12 protein-coding genes are annotated in these 18,365 nt (G+C 55.8%); 11 read left to right on the top strand and 1 reads right to left on the bottom strand.

From position 1 onward, the window contains the following. Positions 1-33 precede the first annotated feature (33 nt). A complete protein-coding gene (locus tag HCI85_RS06580; RefSeq protein ID WP_446730772.1) occupies positions 34-2,448 on the bottom strand; it encodes a penicillin-binding protein 1A in 2,415 nt (804 codons plus the stop codon). A 184-nt stretch (positions 2,449-2,632) separates the two neighbouring features. On the opposite strand from HCI85_RS06580, the gene HCI85_RS06575 reads away from it, so the two are divergent. The 11 genes from HCI85_RS06575 (at position 2,633) to hemE (ending at position 18,179) form a co-directional block, all read left to right on the top strand. After that, complete coding sequence (locus HCI85_RS06575) at positions 2,633-3,697, top strand: pilus assembly protein PilM (RefSeq protein ID WP_090249972.1); 1,065 nt, start codon at positions 2,633-2,635, stop codon at positions 3,695-3,697. Beyond that, entirely contained in the window at positions 3,697-4,269 is a 573-nt protein-coding gene (locus HCI85_RS06570) for a PilN domain-containing protein (RefSeq protein WP_167143269.1), read from the top strand. The genes HCI85_RS06575 and HCI85_RS06570 overlap by 1 nt, the downstream gene beginning before the upstream one ends. Continuing rightward, positions 4,266-4,889: a type 4a pilus biogenesis protein PilO gene (pilO, locus tag HCI85_RS06565; RefSeq protein ID WP_167143266.1), complete on the top strand. Its 624-nt coding sequence runs from the start codon at positions 4,266-4,268 to the stop codon at positions 4,887-4,889. The genes HCI85_RS06570 and pilO overlap by 4 nt, the downstream gene beginning before the upstream one ends. Further along, positions 4,886-5,410, top strand: a complete 525-nt coding sequence (gene pilP, locus HCI85_RS06560; protein WP_167143263.1) for a type 4a pilus biogenesis lipoprotein PilP — start codon at positions 4,886-4,888, stop codon at positions 5,408-5,410. The genes pilO and pilP overlap by 4 nt, the downstream gene beginning before the upstream one ends. Before the next feature lie 54 nt (positions 5,411-5,464). Continuing rightward, positions 5,465-7,561, top strand: coding sequence for a type IV pilus secretin PilQ (pilQ, locus tag HCI85_RS06555; RefSeq protein ID WP_167143262.1), 2,097 nt, complete (start codon positions 5,465-5,467; stop codon positions 7,559-7,561). A 4-nt stretch (positions 7,562-7,565) separates the two neighbouring features. Then, positions 7,566-8,084 (top strand): shikimate kinase AroK, encoded by a 519-nt coding sequence (gene aroK / locus HCI85_RS06550; protein WP_160085752.1) that lies wholly within the window; start codon positions 7,566-7,568, stop codon positions 8,082-8,084. Positions 8,085-8,135: 51 nt separating this feature from the next. Continuing rightward, positions 8,136-9,239, top strand: coding sequence for a 3-dehydroquinate synthase (gene aroB / locus HCI85_RS06545; protein WP_167143259.1), 1,104 nt, complete (start codon positions 8,136-8,138; stop codon positions 9,237-9,239). A 10-nt stretch (positions 9,240-9,249) separates the two neighbouring features. After that, positions 9,250-10,827, top strand: coding sequence for an AAA family ATPase (locus tag HCI85_RS06540; RefSeq protein WP_167143256.1), 1,578 nt, complete (start codon positions 9,250-9,252; stop codon positions 10,825-10,827). A gap of 240 nt (positions 10,828-11,067) precedes the next feature. Continuing rightward, positions 11,068-15,516 (top strand): glutamate synthase large subunit, encoded by a 4,449-nt coding sequence (gene gltB / locus HCI85_RS06535; RefSeq protein WP_167143252.1) that lies wholly within the window; start codon positions 11,068-11,070, stop codon positions 15,514-15,516. A 34-nt stretch (positions 15,517-15,550) separates the two neighbouring features. Beyond that, a complete protein-coding gene (locus HCI85_RS06530) occupies positions 15,551-16,969 on the top strand; it encodes an FAD-dependent oxidoreductase (protein WP_160085748.1) in 1,419 nt (472 codons plus the stop codon). Positions 16,970-17,111: 142 nt separating this feature from the next. Beyond that, positions 17,112-18,179, top strand: coding sequence for a uroporphyrinogen decarboxylase (gene hemE, locus HCI85_RS06525; RefSeq protein WP_167143248.1), 1,068 nt, complete (start codon positions 17,112-17,114; stop codon positions 18,177-18,179). Positions 18,180-18,365: the final 186 nt, after the last annotated feature.

Raw genomic sequence — 18,365 nt, 5'->3', positions numbered from 1 at the left:
TTTGCTAAGCCGCTGCTTAAGGTGCCGAGTGGCTTAGAACAGGTCGATCGGCGCCGATTCGTCAGCGGGTAGCGGGCTGCCCGGGATGTAGGTGCCCGGCTCAAACTCACCCATGGGCGGTGGCGAGTCCTCACTTTTGAACAGCTCGAAATAGGCTTCCGGTGTATCCGGTGTGGCGGCGCGACCGCTGTGGGGATCGATACGCAGGGTCAGCAAACCTTCGGGTTCGGCCAGTAGATGGCTTGGCTTGTCCTTGAGGGCAGCAGCCATGTAGCTCATCCAGATCGGCAGGGCTACAGTGCCGCCATACTCATTGCGACCCAGGCTTTCCGGCTGATCAAAGCCGGCCCAGACCGTGGTGATGTAGTCGGCGTTATAACCAGAGAACCAGCTGTCTTTTGATTCGTTGGTGGTGCCAGTTTTGCCTGCCAGGTCATCACGGCCCAAGGCCATTGCGCGGCGCCCCGTGCCGCGTTTGATCACATCTTGAAGCATGCTGGTCATGATGTAGGCGGTGCGCCCATCAATGATCTGCTCGGCAAGTACCGGCTCAGGCGGCAGAGGTTGGTCGCCTGTGCTGAGTTGTATCGTGCTGTTTTGTTCTGCGCGCTGAGCGATGCCAGTAGGTGTTTGCGCTGGGTTGGCGTTGAACAGCTGTTTGCCAGTGCGATCCTCAATCCGTTCGATCAGGTAGGGCTCGGTCTTGTAGCCGCCGCTGGCAAACACGCTCCAGCCTTCGGCGATTTCCATTGGGGTCAGGCTTGCGGTGCCAAGCGCCAATGACAGGTTGGGCGGCAGGTCCTTTTTGTCAAAACCAAAACGCTCGATATAGCTCAAGGTGCTGGCAATGCCGAGGTCTTGCAGCAGGCGAATCGATACGAGGTTGCGCGAGCGGTACAAGGCTTCGCGTAGGCGGATCGGACCCAGGAAGGTGTTGTTGTCATTCTTCGGTCGCCAAACCTGCGACAGCGCGTCATCGGTGAACACAATTGGCGCGTCATTCACCAGGGTGGCGGCGGTGTAGCCTTTATCCAGCGCGGCGCTGTACACGAAGGGTTTGAAGCTCGAGCCGGGTTGGCGCTTGGCCTGGGCGGCACGGTTGTAGTTGCTCTGCTCAAAAGAGAATCCGCCCACCAAGGCGCGAATGGCACCGTTGTTCGGATCCAGGGAAACAAGAGCGCTTTGTGCTGCGGGCAGCTGAACGAAGCGCAGGCTTCCATCGTCCTGAGGCTGCACACGAATCAGGTCGCCTATCTGGCTCACATCAGCAGGCTGTTGTGGGCGTGGGCCAAGGCTGTTGGTGTTAAGGAATGGTCGCGCCCACTTCATGCTGTCCCAAGCCACGGCCTGTTCTTCGCCGTTACGCAGCAGGACCATAATTCCGCTTTTCTCTACGCCGGTAACAATGGCCGGCTCCAGGCCGCCGAGAGACGTCTGCTTGCTCAGTTCGGTTAACCAATTTTCTTTGGTCATGCCGGGTAGCCGGCTTTCTGGTCCGCGATAGCCGTGGCGCTGGTCGTATGTGATCAAGCCTTCGCGTACGGCCGTATTGGCCGCCAGCTGCAGATCGCTCGGTACCGTGGTGGTGACATTAAAGCCTTCGGTGTAGGCCTCGCTGCCGTAGCGCCCGACCATCTCGGCTCGTGCCATTTCGGCTATGTAAGGCGCTACCAGCTCGGGCGTTGGCACGTGGTAACTGACATTGATCGGCTCGGCGAGCGCCTCTTTGTAGCGCTGCTGGTCAATGCGACCCAGGCTGAACATGCGCCCGAGAATCCAGTCGCGGCGCTCAAGGGCACGTGTTGGGTTGACTAGCGGGTTGAAGCGCGAAGGCGCTTTAGGAAGTCCGGCAATCATGGCCATCTGTGAAAGAGTGACGTCGCGAATGGACTTACCGTAATACACCTGAGCGGCTGCTTCGATACCGTAGGCGCGATTACCGAGATAAATCTTATTCACATAAAGTTCAAGAATTTCGTTCTTACTGAGCTCTCGCTCAATTTGCAGAGCTAGAAGTATCTCGTTGATCTTGCGTGAGAAACTTCTTTCACTGGTCAGGAAGAAGTTCTTTGCCACCTGCATGGTGATGGTGCTGCCACCACTCTGGATTTGCCCGCTTTTCAAGATTTGCGTCGCAGCGCGCATCAGGCTGGTCAGGTCGACGCCATAATGATTGGCAAAGTTGTCGTCTTCGGCTGCCAGCAGCGCGCTGATGAAGTCTTGGGGAATGTCTTCGAAGGCGATGGGCGAGCGGCGCATTTCACCGAATTCGGCAATCAGCTTGGCGTCGCTGCTGTAAACGCGCAGAGGAATCTGCAGCTGAATGCTGCGCAATGATTCGACGGATGGAAGGCTGGGGCTAAGATAGAGGAAGGCACCGCTGAAACTGAGTACCAGACCACAAAAAGCGGCGAGGCTAGACCAGCAAAAAAAACGCAAAAGACGCATCAAGATTTTTGGATTTCCAGATAAAAGAACGGGTTAAGCGAAACACAAGGTTAAAAGAGAAAAACTGATCACATTATAAGCGGTTTTTTTGCCGGGTAGCCATTTGCGCTTCTGTCAAGACTGTTATTTAATGTGAAAAAACATAAATAGTCCGTAAGTCGCGGATGCCAATAGGAAATCGGTCGTGCTAGGGCTCTTCAATAAGAAAGCGAATACGCTACTCGGGATCGATATCAGTTCGACCTCCGTCAAGCTCCTCGAATTGAGCCGCTCCGGAAGCCGCTACAAGGTAGAGGCTTACGCAGTCGAGCCGCTCCCGCCAAACGCGGTGGTCGAGAAAAACATCGCCGAGCTGGAAGGTGTGGGTCAGGCCCTTTCACGTGTGCTAGCGAAGGCTAAGAGCGGTGTAAAAACCGTCGCCGTCGCGGTTGCCGGGTCTGCTGTTATTACCAAGACCATCGAAATGGAAGCCGGGCTTTCTGATGATGAGCTCGAAAACCAACTGAAGATCGAAGCCGACCAGTACATCCCCTATCCCTTAGAAGAAGTTGCCATAGATTTCGAGGTGCAGGGCGCATCCCCGCGTAATGCCGATCGAGTTGAGGTACTGCTCGCAGCATGTCGTAAAGAGAACGTCGAGGTTCGTGAGGCCGCTCTTGCGCTTGCTGGTCTCACCGCCAAAGTGGTTGATGTCGAGGCTTATGCCTTGGAACGCGCCTATGGTTTGTTGATTGACCAATTGGGTGGTGGTCGCGATGAGCTGACCGTAGCGGTTGTCGACATTGGCGCCACCATGACCACGCTCAGTGTTCTCCATAACGGCCGTACCATCTACACCCGCGAGCAACTGTTTGGTGGCAAGCAGTTGACCGAAGAGATTCAGCGTCGTTACGGCTTGTCAGTTGAAGAGGCAGGCCTTGCCAAGAAGCAAGGCGGCTTACCGGATGACTACGACAGCGAAGTGTTGCAGCCTTTTAAAGAAGCCGTGGTGCAACAAGTCGCTCGATCGCTGCAGTTCTTTTTCGCTGCAGGTCAGTTCAATGATGTCGACTACATCCTGTTGGCAGGCGGTACTGCTTCGATTCCAGACCTTGATCGTTTGATTCAGCAAAAAATTGGTACTCAGACATTGGTCGCTAACCCATTCGCTGAAATGGCGTTGAGTGGGAAGGTCAACGCTGGTGCGCTCGCCAGTGATGCGCCAGCCTTGATGATTGCCTGTGGTCTGGCAATGAGGAGTTTCGACTAATGGCGCGGATTAACCTTTTACCTTGGCGCGAGCAGCTGCGCGAAGAGCGCAAACAGCGCTTTCTAGTAACACTTGCTGGTGTGTTTATCGTAGCAGCAGGCGCTGTATTTCTTGGTGATCAATATTTGAGCGGTGCGATTGAGCGGCAAAATGCACGAAATGAATTTGTGCGTAAGGAAATTGCTGTTCTAGATGCACGCATTAAAGAAATTAGTGAGCTGAAAACTCGGCGAGAGCAGCTTCTTGAGCGTATGAAAATTATTCAGGATTTACAGGGTAATCGGCCGATTATTGGTCGTGTCTTCGATCAGCTGGTTCGCACATTGCCGGATGGCGTCCATTTCACTGGTGTGAAAATGACAGCGAAGAATATTGATATTGTTGGTGCAGCTGAGTCTAACAACCGCGTATCCAATCTGATGCGTAATTTAGATGCTTCGGATTGGCTAACCGCACCAAATCTGACTGAAGTTAAGTCAGTAACTGCTGGCGCTGTTGATCAGGCTAATGTATTTAAATTGAGTGTCCAGCAAACTCAGCCTGGGTTAGCGGCAGAGGAGGCTAAGCAATGAGCCTTAATGATTCGCTAGAGAATTTGCGAAAAATTGATTTTAGTGACCTCGATTTTAATAATGTCGGATCTTGGCCTGCCGCAGTAAAATTTATTGCTGGCCTAGTCCTGTTTATAGCTATTGTAGCGCTTGGGTACAATTTTCATTTGAAAGATCTCCAAGTTCAGTTGGAGCTACAGCAGAGTCAGGAGCTTTCTCTTAAAGAGCAGTTCTCCAGTAAAGCTTATCAAGCAGCCAATTTGGATGCTTATAAGGAGCAGATGCAGGAAATGGAGGTTTCATTTGGAGCTTTATTAAAGCAGCTGCCGAGTGATACTGAGGTTCCGGGGCTATTAGAAGATATCACGCGCACAGGGTTAGGGAGTGGTCTGGAGTTTGAGGAAATAAAGCTTCTGCCCGAAGCTACGCAGCAGTTTTACATAGAGTTACCGATTCAGATTAAAGTTGTAGGTGCTTATCATGATCTTGCTACGTTTGTAAGTGGTGTTGCTAGCTTACCTAGGATTGTAACCTTGCACGACTTCGATCTAGTTCCTGTTGAAGTTGACGGTGTTGCGACTCTGAGAATGAGCATCTTGGCTAAAACCTATCGCTACAACGATAAAGGGGGGGCAAAATGAGATTATATCTACCCTTTGTGTTCTGTTTTTTTGTGTTGATTAGCGGCTGTGGTGTTAGTCGAGATTTTTCCGATCTACAAGCTTATATGGATGAAGTTCGTGCGCGTCCCAAGGGTTCAATCGAACCATTGCCAAAATTCCAGCCATATGAAAGCTTTACTTATGGTGCGGCTTCTTTGCGCAGTCCTTTTCAGCCGCCAGTAAAAATTGACTTGGCTAGTCAACAGAAAGGGTCGGTCGATGTCAAGCCGGATGAGTCAAGGGTTAAACAGTTTCTCGAGGACTTCAATATAGAAACGTTCCAGATGGTTGGAACGTTAGCTAATGATAGTGGAAACTTTGCGTTGATTAGTGGTTCGAGTGGCGTTCATCGGGTGCGTGTCGGCGACTATCTAGGTCGTAATCACGGGCGTATTTTGGCCATTGACGACGCAAAAATTGATGTTGTTGAGATTGTCCCAGATGGTGAGGGCGGTTGGTTGGAGCGTCCGCGCAGTCTCTCCCTTAAGGAGCGCTCTTAATTGAGCGAGTTAGCTATGATGAAAAATAATCGGTCTGCCCAACGGAACCTCCTAATGAACAGCTCTTTTTCGCGTCTTAGCCTTTCTCTTTCAGCGGTGATATTTTCACCTTTTCTTTTAGCTGCTGATTTGCAAACACTTGATGTGGCTGCATTGCCTGGCGATAGAGTGGAACTGAAGCTGACTTTTGACGAGCCGGTGCTTGCCCCTCGGGGTTATACAATCGAGCAGCCTGCGCGCATCGCCCTTGATTTACCAGGTGTGGCGAACAAGCTAGGCGTGAAGAATAAAGAGCTGGGTGTGGGCAATGCTCGAAGTGTGACTGTGGTTGAGGCGAAGGATCGCACTCGTTTAATTATTAATCTTACTAATTTATCGCCGTATAGCACTCGGGCTGAAGGTAATACACTTTTTGTAGTAGTGGGGGAAGGTACCCAAACCTCGGCTTCAGCACCTGTGCAGGCAGCTGCTCCTGTTGCTGCCTCCTCAAAAATTTATGCGTCGCAAGAAAGAGCTATTAGTAATATAGATTTTCAGCGCGGTGAGCAGGGCGAAGGTAATGTTGTTATTACATTGTCTGATGCTTCTGTAAGTCCTGATATTCAGGATCAGGGTGGTAAAATTCGATTGAATTTTGCTAAAACACAGCTTCCCGAGGCGTTACGCGTTCGACTGGATGTTAAGGACTTTGCAACGCCTGTGCAGTTTGTGAGTGCTGCGGGTTCTGATGGGCAAGCCAATATTATTATCGAGCCGGCAGGTAGCTATGATTATCTTGCTTACCAGACAGATAATAAGTTGACACTTAGTATTAAGCCTTTGACTCAGGATGAAGTGGATAAGCGTAAAAGTGAAAGTTTTGCCTATACGGGTGAAAAGCTTTCGCTGAATTTTCAAGATATTGATGTTCGCTCTGTGTTGCAGTTGATTGCAGATTTCACTGACTTGAATCTGGTAGCTAGTGATACGGTAGCAGGCAATATTACTCTGCGTTTGCAGAATGTTCCTTGGGATCAGGCGTTGGACTTGGTTTTGAAGACTAAGGGATTAGATAAGCGTAAGGTTGGCAACGTATTGTTGATCGCACCTGCTGATGAGATTGCTGCTCGTGAGCGGCAAGAGCTCGAGGCGCAGAAGCAGATTGCCGAGTTGGCACCTTTGCGCCGGGAGTTGATTCAGGTTAATTATGCGAAAGCATCAGATATGGCGAAGTTATTCCAGTCCGTAACCAGTGCAGATGGTGCTTCAGATGATCGCGGGTCCATAACCGTGGATGATCGTACGAATAGCATCATTGCTTATCAAACACAGGATCGTCTCGACGAGTTGCGTCGAATTGTTGCTCAGCTAGATGTTGCTGTTCGTCAGGTAATGATTGAAGCTCGTATAGTTGAAGCAAACGTTGATTACGATAAGGCGCTGGGTGTGAACTGGCGTGGCGCCAGCGTAGGCGATACAAGCTATGTCGTAAGCGGTCGAGGTGGTAATCGCGTGGCTGCTCCGGGATATGGTCAGAATATTCCTAATGTCCAAAATCCAACGCCTTCCTTAGGTAACTTTGTGGATATGGGGGCTGCTGGTGCAACTTCTGGATTTGGTATTGGCTTTATAACTGACAATACTATTCTTGATCTTGAGCTTTCAGCGATGGAGAAGACCGGTAATGGTGAGGTGGTTTCTCAACCTAAGGTTGTTACTGCGGATAAAGAAACAGCAAAGATATTGAAGGGTTCCGAGGTTCCTTATCAGGAGGCTAGCTCTAGTGGTGCCACCAGTACTTCATTCAAAGAGGCAGCGCTGTCGCTTGAAGTTACGCCGCAGATCACTCCCGATAATCGAATTATTATTGAGGTTAAAGTCACTAAGGATGCGCCAGACTTTAGTAATGCTGCTTCAAGCGGTGGTGTGCCTGCGATTAGCAAAAATGAAGTTAACGCAAAGGTTTTAGTGGCAGACGGCGAGACGATTGTTATTGGCGGTGTATTTACTAATACGCAGTCTAAATCAGTGGATAAAGTGCCGTTCCTTGGCGATGTTCCTTACATTGGACGCTTCTTTAAGCGTGACTTAGTGCAGGACAAGAAATCAGAGCTGTTGATCTTCCTGACTCCGCGCATCATGAATAATCAAGCCATTACGGTGAGTCGCTGATTCAGTGCGGAATTTGATTCTTGTAGGCCCGATGGGTGCTGGTAAAAGTACCATCGGGCGTTTGCTTGCTAAAGAGTTGCGGTTGCCGTTCAAAGACTCTGATAAAGAGATTGAGCAGCGTACGGGCGCGGATATTCCTTGGATCTTTGATGTTGAAGGTGAGCAGGGATTTCGTGAGCGTGAGCAGGCGGTGATTGCAGACCTTTGCGATGTCGACGGTATGGTGCTTGCCACTGGCGGCGGTGCGGTAATGCGTGCTGAAAACCGTGTTGCCCTTAGGCGTGGTGGACATGTGGTCTACCTGCATGCGTCTGTCGAGCAGCAGGTGGATCGCACTTCACGTGATCGAAATCGTCCCCTGTTGCGGGCGGCGGATCCGGGTAAGGTTCTGGCTGATCTGTTGGCAGTTCGTGATCCGCTTTACCGTGAAATCGCCGACGTAGTAGTCGAAACCGACGAGCGTCCGCCTCGTCTGGTGGTACAAGAGATCCTTGAGCGTCTTGAGGCGCTTTCTCCCCGTTAAAGCGCAGACTGAACTGCGCTATCCTAGGCCCCTTTGAAATCTGGGGGCTCTATGCAAACTCTTCATGTCGATCTTGGTGAGCGCAGCTACCCGATCTATATCGGTGGCGAGCTGTTGGCTCGTGATGATGTGTTGGTGGCCCACATTGTTGGTCGTCAAGTCGCGATCGTAACCAATGAGACAGTTGCTCCCCTATATCTCGCAGCGCTTGAGCGCTCGCTTACTGGTTTTGCCGTAACTTCTGTTGTTTTGCCTGATGGCGAAAGTTACAAAACCTGGGAAACCCTGCAGCTGATTTTTGACGGGTTGCTAGGTGCGCGGCATGACCGGCGCACGACCTTGATTGCTCTAGGGGGTGGCGTAATTGGAGATATGGCGGGGTTTGCAGCGTCGTGTTACCAGCGCGGTGTCAATTTCATCCAGGTGCCAACAACATTGCTGTCTCAGGTCGATTCGTCGGTTGGCGGCAAAACCGGGATCAACCACCCGCTGGGTAAGAATATGGTGGGTGCCTTTTACCAGCCGCAAGCTGTGTTGATCGATACTGCTACGCTCGCTACCTTGCCCGCTCGAGAATTGTCAGCCGGTTTGGCTGAGGTGATTAAGTACGGTTTGATCTGTGATGAGCCCTTCCTGTCCTGGCTTGAAGCGCATATGCCAGCATTGCGCGCGCTAGATCAGGAGGCCCTGACTGCTGCAATTGCTCATTCCTGCGCAGCCAAAGCCCGTGTGGTTGCGGCGGATGAGCGTGAGTCAGGTGTTCGCGCTACGTTGAATCTTGGGCACACCTTCGGCCATGCCATCGAGACGCACCAAGGCTATGGTTCGTGGCTGCATGGTGAAGCGGTGGCGGCGGGTACTGTCATGGCGTTGGATATGTCTGAGCGGTTGGGCTGGATTAGCAAGTCCGAGCGCGAGCGTGCTGTTCGGTTGTTTATGGTTGCAGGGTTGCCGGTTGTTCCACCTGAGGATATGACGCCTGAGGATTTTATGGAGCATATGGCGGTCGACAAGAAAGTCCTTGATGGCAAGCTGCGTCTGGTGTTGTTACGTGGCTTGGGTGAGGCGGTTGTAACCGGTGATTTTCCCCGGGAAATTTTGAATGCCACGCTGAGCGCAGACTATGCGGCTCAGCTGGCTCAGCTTAAAAATTAACGAGTGTCCCATGACAAGTCTGCATGCTGACGAGGCGTTTCTCGATCATTACCACTTCACCCACGACCCTTTTGCTTCGAGGGTGCCGGGGTTTAAGTTTTTCCCTGCCCAGCGCAAGCCTGTGCTGGGTCAGTTGCACCATCTGGCGCGTTACAGTCAGTTGTTGCTGGTGGTCAGTGGGCCGGAAGGCAGTGGCAAGACCCTGCTCCGCCAGGCGCTGGTAGCGAGTACCAATAAGCAGGCAGTGCAGAGTGTTGTGGTGTCCGCCAAGGGCGCTTCGGATCCTGCGAGCATTTTGCGTCAGGTCGCGCAGGGGTTGCAGGTGCAGCGGCCAGAGCTGCCGGCCATTCTTGCGCAGGTTGGGCAATTAGCGCTGACCGGGCAGGAAGTCTATGTGCTGGTGGATGATGCTGAAGATCTCAGTGATGCGGCCTTGACCAGCTTGCTGAGTCTGGCGGTTGGCAATGCGGAAGGGCGTCCGCATGTTTTTCTGTTTGCTGATTCGCAGTTGCTGCCGCGGCTTGAGCGTGTGGCTGCGGGTGATGAGTGCTTTCATGTCATCGAGTTGCAGCCCTACAGCGAGGATGAGACGCGCGAGTATCTGGCTCAGCGTCTTGAGGGTGCGGGGCAGGGCATTGAGGTGTTGAGTGATGACCAGGTTGCCGATATTCATGAGCAATCTTCCGGCTGGCCGGGCGTAATCAATCAGGTTGCGCGCCAGTCGCTGGTTGAGGCGATGTTGGCGCAGCGTGGTGCGGCGAGTCGCGGTGGTTTTGCCTTCAATTTACCGCGCAAGCATCTGCTGGCATTGTGCGTGGTTGCTATCGGGGTTCTGGCTGCCTGGTTTATGCAGGGGCGCGTCGTTGAAGATGTCGATGCGCCTGTTATCGCGCAGCTGCCACTTGATGAGGCTGCACCGCCTGCAGTGGTTGCGCCACCAGCCGATGCTGCGGTTGCGCCCGCGATTCAGTTCGAGGGTGCCAATCAGCCACTGCCGCTACCTTTGGTGGGCGAGGCACAGCCGGTTATTCGTGAGCCTTTGGCTCAGGCGGCTGGCTTGGGTGGTGCAGAAGAGGCTGACGCTGAGGGCGTTTCTGGGGCTGCAGATGTAGTGCCTGAGCCAGCGCCAGTCGTGTCGGCGAGTGCTCCGGTTGCGCCTGTGGTTTCTGAGCCGATCAAGGTTGCTCCAGTGGTTACTCCGCCAGTTGCGCCCGTGGTCAAACCGGTTACGCCAGTGACGGCTGCAGTGCCGCCGCCAATTAAGCCGCAAGCGCCGGCTGCTGTGGTCAAGCCTGCTGCTGGTGGCGATTGGTATACCGCGCAGGCGGGCTCGCGTTATACCCTGCAGATCCTCGGGGCTCGGTTGGAAAGTGGTGCGCAGGCTTTTGTAAAAGCCAATGGCGCGGATTACCACTATTTCAAGAAGCAGCATCAGGGCAAGCCGCTGTACGTGGTCACCTATGGCAGCTTTGCCACGCGTGATGCGGCGCAAGCGGCCTTGCGTACCCTGCCTGCGAAGGTGCAGGCTGGTAAGCCCTGGCCGCGTAACTTTGCTGGCATTCAGCAAGAGATTGCCCAGGCGCGCTAGCTGATACACTTCAGCGCTCGCGCTGACCGGTCGGTCGCTACCACGACCTTCCGGTCTTATCCTTCGTTTTCGCGACATATTTTTTCAAGGCTTCGTCACTAAGGTTTGTGACGACCTAGGTGGGTATGTACAATGACTGCCCTTTCGCCTGCGCAAAGCTGGGGCTTAGTCCTGCGCGCATGGTAAGTGGTTGAATTAGAAAGTAATTGCCTTGTGATAGGCCGTCTGGTGAGAGTCCCTATGAAAGCAGGTTTGTACCGTCCTGATGAGTTCAAGGATAACTGCGGCTTCGGCCTTATCGCCCATATGCAGGGTGAGGCTAGCCATCACCTGCTGCAGACCGCGATTGAAGCCCTGACATGCATGACCCACCGTGGCGGGATCAACGCCGACGGTAAGACCGGTGACGGTTGCGGTCTGCTGATCCAGAAGCCTGATGCTTTCCTGCGGGCCATGGCCCAGCAGCACTTTGCCGCCGAGCTGCCTAAGCAGTACGCCGTCGGCATGGTGTTCCTCAACCAAGATCCAGTGAAGGCTGAAGCGGCCCGCGAAAACATGAATCGCGAGATTCTTGCTGCCGGCCTGAGCCTGGTCGGCTGGCGCAAAGTGCCAATCGACACCAGCGTACTCGGCCGCTTAGCGCTTGAGCGTCTGCCACAGATCGAGCAGGTGTTTATCGGCGGCGAAGGTCTGTCCGATCAGGAGTTTGCGATCAAGCTGTTCAGTGCCCGTCGTCGCTCATCGGTGGCCAACGCCGCAGACAGCGATCACTACATCTGCAGCTTTTCGCACAAGACCATCATCTATAAAGGTCTGATGATGCCGGCCGACCTGCAGCAGTTCTACCCGGACCTGGGTGATGAGCGTCTGCAGACCGCCATTTGCGTCTTCCACCAGCGCTTCTCTACTAACACCCTGCCAAAGTGGCCGCTGGCTCAGCCCTTCCGCTTCCTGGCGCACAACGGTGAAATCAACACCATCACCGGTAACCGCAACTGGGCACAGGCGCGTCGCCTGAAGTTCGCCAACGACCAGATCTTCGATCTCGATGAACTTGGCCCGCTGGTCAACCGCGTGGGTTCCGACTCATCGAGCATGGACAACATGCTTGAGCTGATGGTCACCGGCGGCATCGACCTGTTCCGTGGCGTGCGCATGATCATTCCGCCTGCGTGGCAGAACGTCGAAACCATGGACGCCGACCTGCGCGCGTTCTACGAATACAACTCCATGCACATGGAACCCTGGGATGGTCCGGCCGGTGTGGTACTCACCGATGGCCGCCATGCCGTGTGCCTGCTCGACCGTAACGGTCTGCGTCCGGCGCGCTGGGTCACCACCAAGAACGGTTACATCACCCTGGCGTCGGAAATCGGCGTGTGGAACTACGCTCCCGAGGACGTATTGGCCAAGGGTCGCGTCGGCCCGGGGCAGATCCTGGCGGTGGACACCGAAACCGGGCAGATCCTCGGCAGCGATGACATCGACAACCGTCTGAAGTCGCGTCATCCCTACAAGCAGTGGATGCGCAAGAGTGCCCAGCGCATTCAGGCGACCCTGGAAGACCGCGACCATGGTTCGGCGTTCTATGACGTCGACCAGCTCAAGCAGTACATGAAGATGTACCAGGTCACCTTCGAGGAGCGTGATCAGGTATTGCGTCCGCTGGGCGAGCAAGGCCAGGAAGCAGTCGGCTCCATGGGCGATGACACGCCAATGGCCGTGCTCAGCCAACGTGTGCGCTCGCCGTACGACTACTTCCGCCAGCAATTCGCGCAGGTAACCAACCCGCCGATCGACCCGCTGCGTGAAGCCATCGTCATGTCGTTGGAGATCTGCCTCGGTGCCGAGCGCAACATCTTCGAAGAGTCGCCAGAGCACGCCGCGCGAGTAATTCTCAGCAGTCCGGTGATCTCGCCGGCCAAATGGCGCGCCTTGATGAACCTGGATCGCCCAGGCTTCGAGCGTCAGCTGATCGACATGAACTACGACGAGTCGCTCGGCCTGGAAGCCGCCGTGCGTAATATGGCCGATCAGGCTGAAGAAGCGGTGCGCGCCGGTAAGGTGCTGCTGGTTCTGTCTGACCGTCATATCGCCCCGGGCAAGCTGCCGGCTCACGCCTCGCTGGTTACCGGTGCGATTCACCATCGCCTGACCGAAAAAGGCCTGCGTTGCGACTGCAACATCTTGGTCGAGACGGCGACTGCTCGCGATCCGCATCACTATGCTGTGCTGCTCGGTTTCGGTGCGTCGGCGGTTTATCCGTTCCTGGCTTACGAAGTACTGGGCGACCTGATCCGCACCGGCGAAGTGCTGGGTGATCTGTACGAAGTGTTCAAGCACTACCGCAAAGGCATCTCCAAAGGCCTGCTGAAGATCCTGTCGAAGATGGGTATCTCCACCGTGGCGTCCTACCGGGGTGCGCAGCTGTTTGAAGCAGTCGGCCTGGCCGATGACGTCACCGAGCTGTGCTTCCGAGGTGTGGCCAGCCGCATCAAGGGCGCACGCTTCGTCGATATCGAAAACGAGCAGAAGCTGCTCGCGGCCGAAGCCTGGAACGCGCGCAAGACCATCCAGCAAGGCGGTCTGCTCAAGTTCGTTTACGGCGGCGAGTATCACGCCTACAACCCGGATGTGGTCAACACCCTGCAGGCAGCGGTGCAGCAAGGTAGCTACGAAAAATTCAAGGAATACACCACGCTGGTCGACACCCGTCCGGTGTCGATGCTGCGCGACCTGCTGAAACTGAAGCTGGCCGACAAGCCAATCGCACTGGATCAGGTTGAGCCGCTGGGCGAGATTCTCAAGCGCTTCGACTCGGCAGGTATCTCGCTGGGTGCATTGTCGCCTGAGGCGCACGAAGCCATCGCCGAGGCGATGAACCGCCTGGGTGCGCGCTCTAACTCCGGTGAGGGCGGCGAAGACCCAGCCCGTTACGGCACTGTGCGCAGCTCGAAGATCAAGCAGGTGGCCACCGGCCGCTTTGGCGTGACCCCCGAATACTTGGTCAACGCCGAAGTGCTGCAGATCAAGGTTGCTCAGGGCGCCAAGCCCGGTGAGGGCGGCCAGCTGCCCGGCGGCAAGGTCAACGGTCTGATCGCCAAACTGCGTTATGCAGTACCGGGCGTGACCCTGATTTCGCCACCACCGCACCACGACATCTATTCCATTGAAGACTTGGCGCAGCTGATCTATGACCTCAAGCAGGTCAACCCGGCCGCTCTGGTGTCGGTCAAACTGGTGGCGGAAGCCGGTGTCGGCACCATCGCCGCCGGTGTGGCCAAGGCTTACGCCGACCTGATCACCATCTCCGGTTACGACGGTGGCACCGGCGCATCGCCGCTGACCTCGATCAAGTACGCAGGTGCGCCGTGGGAACTCGGCCTGGCCGAAACCCACCAGACCCTGCGCGGTAACGACCTGCGCGGCAAGGTGCGGGTACAGACCGACGGCGGCCTGAAAACCGGCCTCGACGTGATCAAGGCGGCTATCCTCGGCGCCGAAAGCTTCGGCTTCGGTACTGCGCCGATGATCGCTCTGGGCTGTAAATACCTGCGCATCTGTCACCTGAACAACTGCGCCACCGGCGTGGCCACGCAGAACGACAAGCTGCGCAAGGATCACTTCATCGGCACCGTCGAAATGGTGATGAACTTCTTCACCTATGTCGCCGAAGAAACCCGTGAGTGGCTGGCCAAGCTGGGTGTTCGTAGCCTGGAAGAGCTGATCGGGCGTACCGATCTGCTGGAAATGCTGCCGGGCGAAACCGCCAAGCAGGGTCATCTTGACCTGACGCCGCTGCTCGGCAGCGACCACATCCCGGCTGACAAGCCGCAGTTCTGCCTGGTTGATCGCAATCCGCCATTCGACGAAGGCCTGCTGGCCGAGAAGATGGTCGAGCTGGTCAAGCCGGCGATTGAGGCAGCCAGCGGTGCTGAGATTGATCTGGAAATCTGCAACTGTGACCGTTCCATCGGTGCCCGTGTCTCCGGCGAAATCGCCCGCAAACACGGCAACCAGGGCATGGCCAAGGCGCCGATCACCTTCCGCTTCAAGGGCACTGCGGGCCAGAGCTTCGGTGTGTGGAACGCCGGTGGTCTGAACCTGTACCTGGAAGGCGACGCCAACGACTACGTCGGCAAGGGCATGACCGGCGGCAAGCTGGTGATCACCCCGCCGAAAGGCAGCCCGTTCAAGACCCAGGACAGCGCCATCATCGGCAACACCTGTCTGTACGGCGCCACTGGCGGCAAGCTGTTCGCAGCCGGTACTGCGGGCGAGCGTTTCGCCGTACGTAACTCCGGTGCGCACACCGTGGTTGAAGGCACGGGCGACCATTGCTGCGAATACATGACCGGCGGCTTTGTCTGCGTACTGGGCAAAACCGGCTACAACTTCGGCTCCGGCATGACTGGCGGTTTCGCCTACGTGCTGGATCTGGATAACAGCTTCTACGACCGCGTTAACCACGAGCTGGTGGAAATTCAGCGGATCAACAATGAGTCGATGGAGGCTTACCGTAGCCACCTGGAACGCGTGCTCGCCGAGTACGTCCAGGAAACATCGAGTGAGTGGGGCGCGACCCTGCTGGAAAACCTGGACGACTACCTGCGCAAGTTCTGGCTGGTCAAACCGAAGGCGGCAAGCCTGAAGTCGTTGCTCTCCAGCACCCGTGCCAACCCGCAATAAGAATGCGCCTGAAGTGGTTTGATGAGGTATTGCAATGACTGAACGTCTGAATAACGACTTCCAGTTCATCGAAGTCGGGCGCAAAGACCCGAAGAAGAAACTGTTGCGTCAGCGTAAGAAAGAGTTCGTCGAGATCTACGACAACTTTAAGCCTGCGCAAGCGGCCGATCAGGCACACCGTTGCCTGGGTTGTGGTAACCCCTATTGCGAATGGAAGTGCCCGGTGCACAACTTCATTCCCAACTGGCTCAAACTGGTGTCCGAGGGCAACATCCTCGCCGCCGCCGAGTTGTCGCACCAGACCAACACCCTGCCGGAAGTCTGCGGCCGCGTGTGTCCGCAAGACCGTCTGTGCGAGGGTGCATGCACCCTGAATGATGGCTTCGGCGCGGTGACCATCGGCTCGGTGGAGAAGTACATCACCGATACGGCGTTCGCCATGGGCTGGCGTCCGGACATGTCGCGCGTGGTGCCAACCGGCAAGCGCGTTGCGGTCATCGGTGCTGGCCCGGCTGGCCTGGGCTGCGCCGACGTCCTGGTGCGCAACGGTGTGACCCCGGTGGTATTCGACAAGAACCCGGAAATCGGCGGCCTGCTGACCTTCGGTATTCCCGAGTTCAAGTTGGAGAAGAGCGTGCTGAGCAATCGCCGCGAAGTCTTCACCGGCATGGGCGTCGAGTTCCGCCTGAACACCGAGATTGGCACAGACATCACCATGCAGCAGCTGCTGGATGAGTACGATGCCGTGTTTATGGGCATGGGCACCTACACCTACATGAAAGGTGGCTTCCCTGGCGAAGACCTGCCGGGCGTCACCGATGCGCTGGATTTCCTGATCGCCAACGTCAACCGCAACCTCGGTTTCGAGAAGAACGCGGAAGATTTTATCGACATGAAGGGCAAGCGCATCGTCGTTCTCGGCGGTGGCGACACCGCGATGGACTGCAACCGTACCTCGATTCGCCAGGGCGCCAAGTCGGTTACCTGCGCCTATCGCCGCGACGAAGAGAACATGCCGGGCTCGCGCAAGGAAGTGAAGAACGCCAAGGAAGAAGGGGTGAAATTCCTCTTCAACCGTCAGCCGATCGCCATCGTTGGTGAAGGCAAGGTTGAGGGCGTGAAAGTTGTCGAGACCCGTCTCGGCGAGCCGGATGCCCGTGGCCGTCGCAGCCCTGAGCCGATTCCGGGCTCCGAGGAAATCATCCCGGCGGAAGCCGTGCTGATCGCCTTCGGTTTCCGTCCAAGCCCGGCTGCCTGGTTCAGCGATTTCACGATCGAAACCGACAGCCAAGGCCGCGTCGTAGCGCCGGAGCAGAGCCAGTTCAAGCACCAGACCAGCAACCCGAAGATCTTCGCTGGTGGCGATATGGTTCGCGGTTCTGACCTGGTGGTGACTGCGATCTTCGAAGGCAGGAACGCCGCCGAAGGTATCCTCGACTACCTCGGCGTCTAAGTGTCTGCGTGATTGACTTGGCCTTACGGGCCGAGGCAAATCGTCGCAATAGATAAAAGGCACGGCACTCGCCGTGCCTTTTGTTTTGCGCTCTGCGAAAATACCCGCACTTTTTTACCGATTACTTTTCTCGGGAACTGCCATGACCGCCCTGAAGAACGACCGCTTCCTTCGTGCTCTGCTCAAGCAGCCTGTCGACGTCACCCCGGTGTGGATGATGCGCCAGGCCGGTCGTTACCTGCCGGAGTACCGCGCCACCCGCGCCAAGGCGGGTGACTTCGTCAAGCTGATGAAGAACCCGGAGCTGGCCTGCGAGGTCACCATCCAGCCGCTGGACCGTTACCCGCAGCTCGATGCGGCGATTCTGTTCTCTGACATCCTGACCATCCCCGACGCCATGGGCCAGGGCCTGTATTTTGAAACCGGCGAAGGCCCGCGTTTCAAGAAAGTCATCAGCAGCATGGCTGATATCGAAGCGCTGCCGATCCCCGATCCAGAGCAGGATCTGGGTTATGTGATGGACGCCGTGCGTACCATTCGCTGTGAGTTGAATGGCCGCGTGCCATTGATCGGCTTTACCGGCAGCCCCTGGACCCTGGCCACTTATATGGTTGAAGGCGGCTCAAGCAAGGACTTCCGCAAGTCCAAGGCCATGCTTTACGACAACCCGCAGGCCATGCACGCGTTGCTCGACAAGTTGGCGCAGTCGGTGACCGCCTACCTCAATGGGCAGATCAAGGCCGGCGCACAGGCCGTGCAGATTTTCGATTCCTGGGGCGGTTCGCTGTCAGCGGCGGCGTATCAGGAGTTCTCCCTGGCCTATATGCAGAAGATCATCGACGGGCTGATCCGCGAGCACGACGGTCGCCGTGTGCCAGTGATTCTGTTCACCAAGGGTGGCGGTCTATGGCTGGAGTCCATGGCGGATAGCGGTGCCGAAGCGCTGGGCCTGGACTGGACCTGCGATATCGGCAGCGCCCGTGCCCGTGTCGGCAACAAGGTGGCGCTGCAGGGCAACATGGACCCGAGCGTGCTGTACGCCAACCCGGCGGCAATCCGTGCTGAAGTGGGGCGTATTCTCGCGGCTTATGGTCATGGCAGTGGTCAGGTGTTCAACCTTGGCCACGGTATCACCCCGGAAGTTGATCCTGAGCATGCGCGTGCCTTCTTCGAAGCGGTGCATGAGTTGTCTGGGCAGTACCACCAGTAAACTCTGCTCAAAACAAAGGCCGCTCATGCGGCCTTTGTTTTATCTGCGTTTCTTAGAACCTGACTCGGATCTCGCGAGCTAGAGCGAGACAAGGCAAAAATGGCCGAGGAAGCGGAGTTCACTGGTGTAAATGAGCATTCCGAGACGCCGCGTCCCGGGCCATTTTTAACGCCGTATCGCCGACGC

Origin of the sequence: Pseudomonas sp. OTU750018, assembly GCF_011636575.1 — a bacterium.
GTDB classification, from domain to species: Bacteria; Pseudomonadota; Gammaproteobacteria; order Pseudomonadales; family Pseudomonadaceae; genus Aquipseudomonas; species Aquipseudomonas peli.
The sequence above is the reverse complement of the archived record's forward strand: the minus strand, read 5'-3'. Positions and strand labels throughout refer to the sequence as shown.

Bases quoted from the DNA above. Each gene is read 5' to 3' on its own strand.
- HCI85_RS06570 (WP_167143269.1), top strand. From the start codon at position 3,697: ATGGCGCGGATTAACCTTTTACCTTGGCGCGAGCAGCTGCGCGAAGAG.
- HCI85_RS06580 (WP_446730772.1), bottom strand. From the start codon at position 2,448: ATGCGTCTTTTGCGTTTTTTTTGCTGGTCTAGCCTCGCCGCTTTTTGT.
- gltB (WP_167143252.1), top strand. From the start codon at position 11,068: ATGAAAGCAGGTTTGTACCGTCCTGATGAGTTCAAGGATAACTGCGGC.
- pilO (WP_167143266.1), top strand. From the start codon at position 4,266: ATGAGCCTTAATGATTCGCTAGAGAATTTGCGAAAAATTGATTTTAGT.
- HCI85_RS06530 (WP_160085748.1), top strand. From the start codon at position 15,551: ATGACTGAACGTCTGAATAACGACTTCCAGTTCATCGAAGTCGGGCGC.
- aroB (WP_167143259.1), top strand. From the start codon at position 8,136: ATGCAAACTCTTCATGTCGATCTTGGTGAGCGCAGCTACCCGATCTAT.
- pilQ (WP_167143262.1), top strand. From the start codon at position 5,465: ATGAACAGCTCTTTTTCGCGTCTTAGCCTTTCTCTTTCAGCGGTGATA.
- hemE (WP_167143248.1), top strand. From the start codon at position 17,112: ATGACCGCCCTGAAGAACGACCGCTTCCTTCGTGCTCTGCTCAAGCAG.
- HCI85_RS06540 (WP_167143256.1), top strand. From the start codon at position 9,250: ATGACAAGTCTGCATGCTGACGAGGCGTTTCTCGATCATTACCACTTC.
- pilP (WP_167143263.1), top strand. From the start codon at position 4,886: ATGAGATTATATCTACCCTTTGTGTTCTGTTTTTTTGTGTTGATTAGC.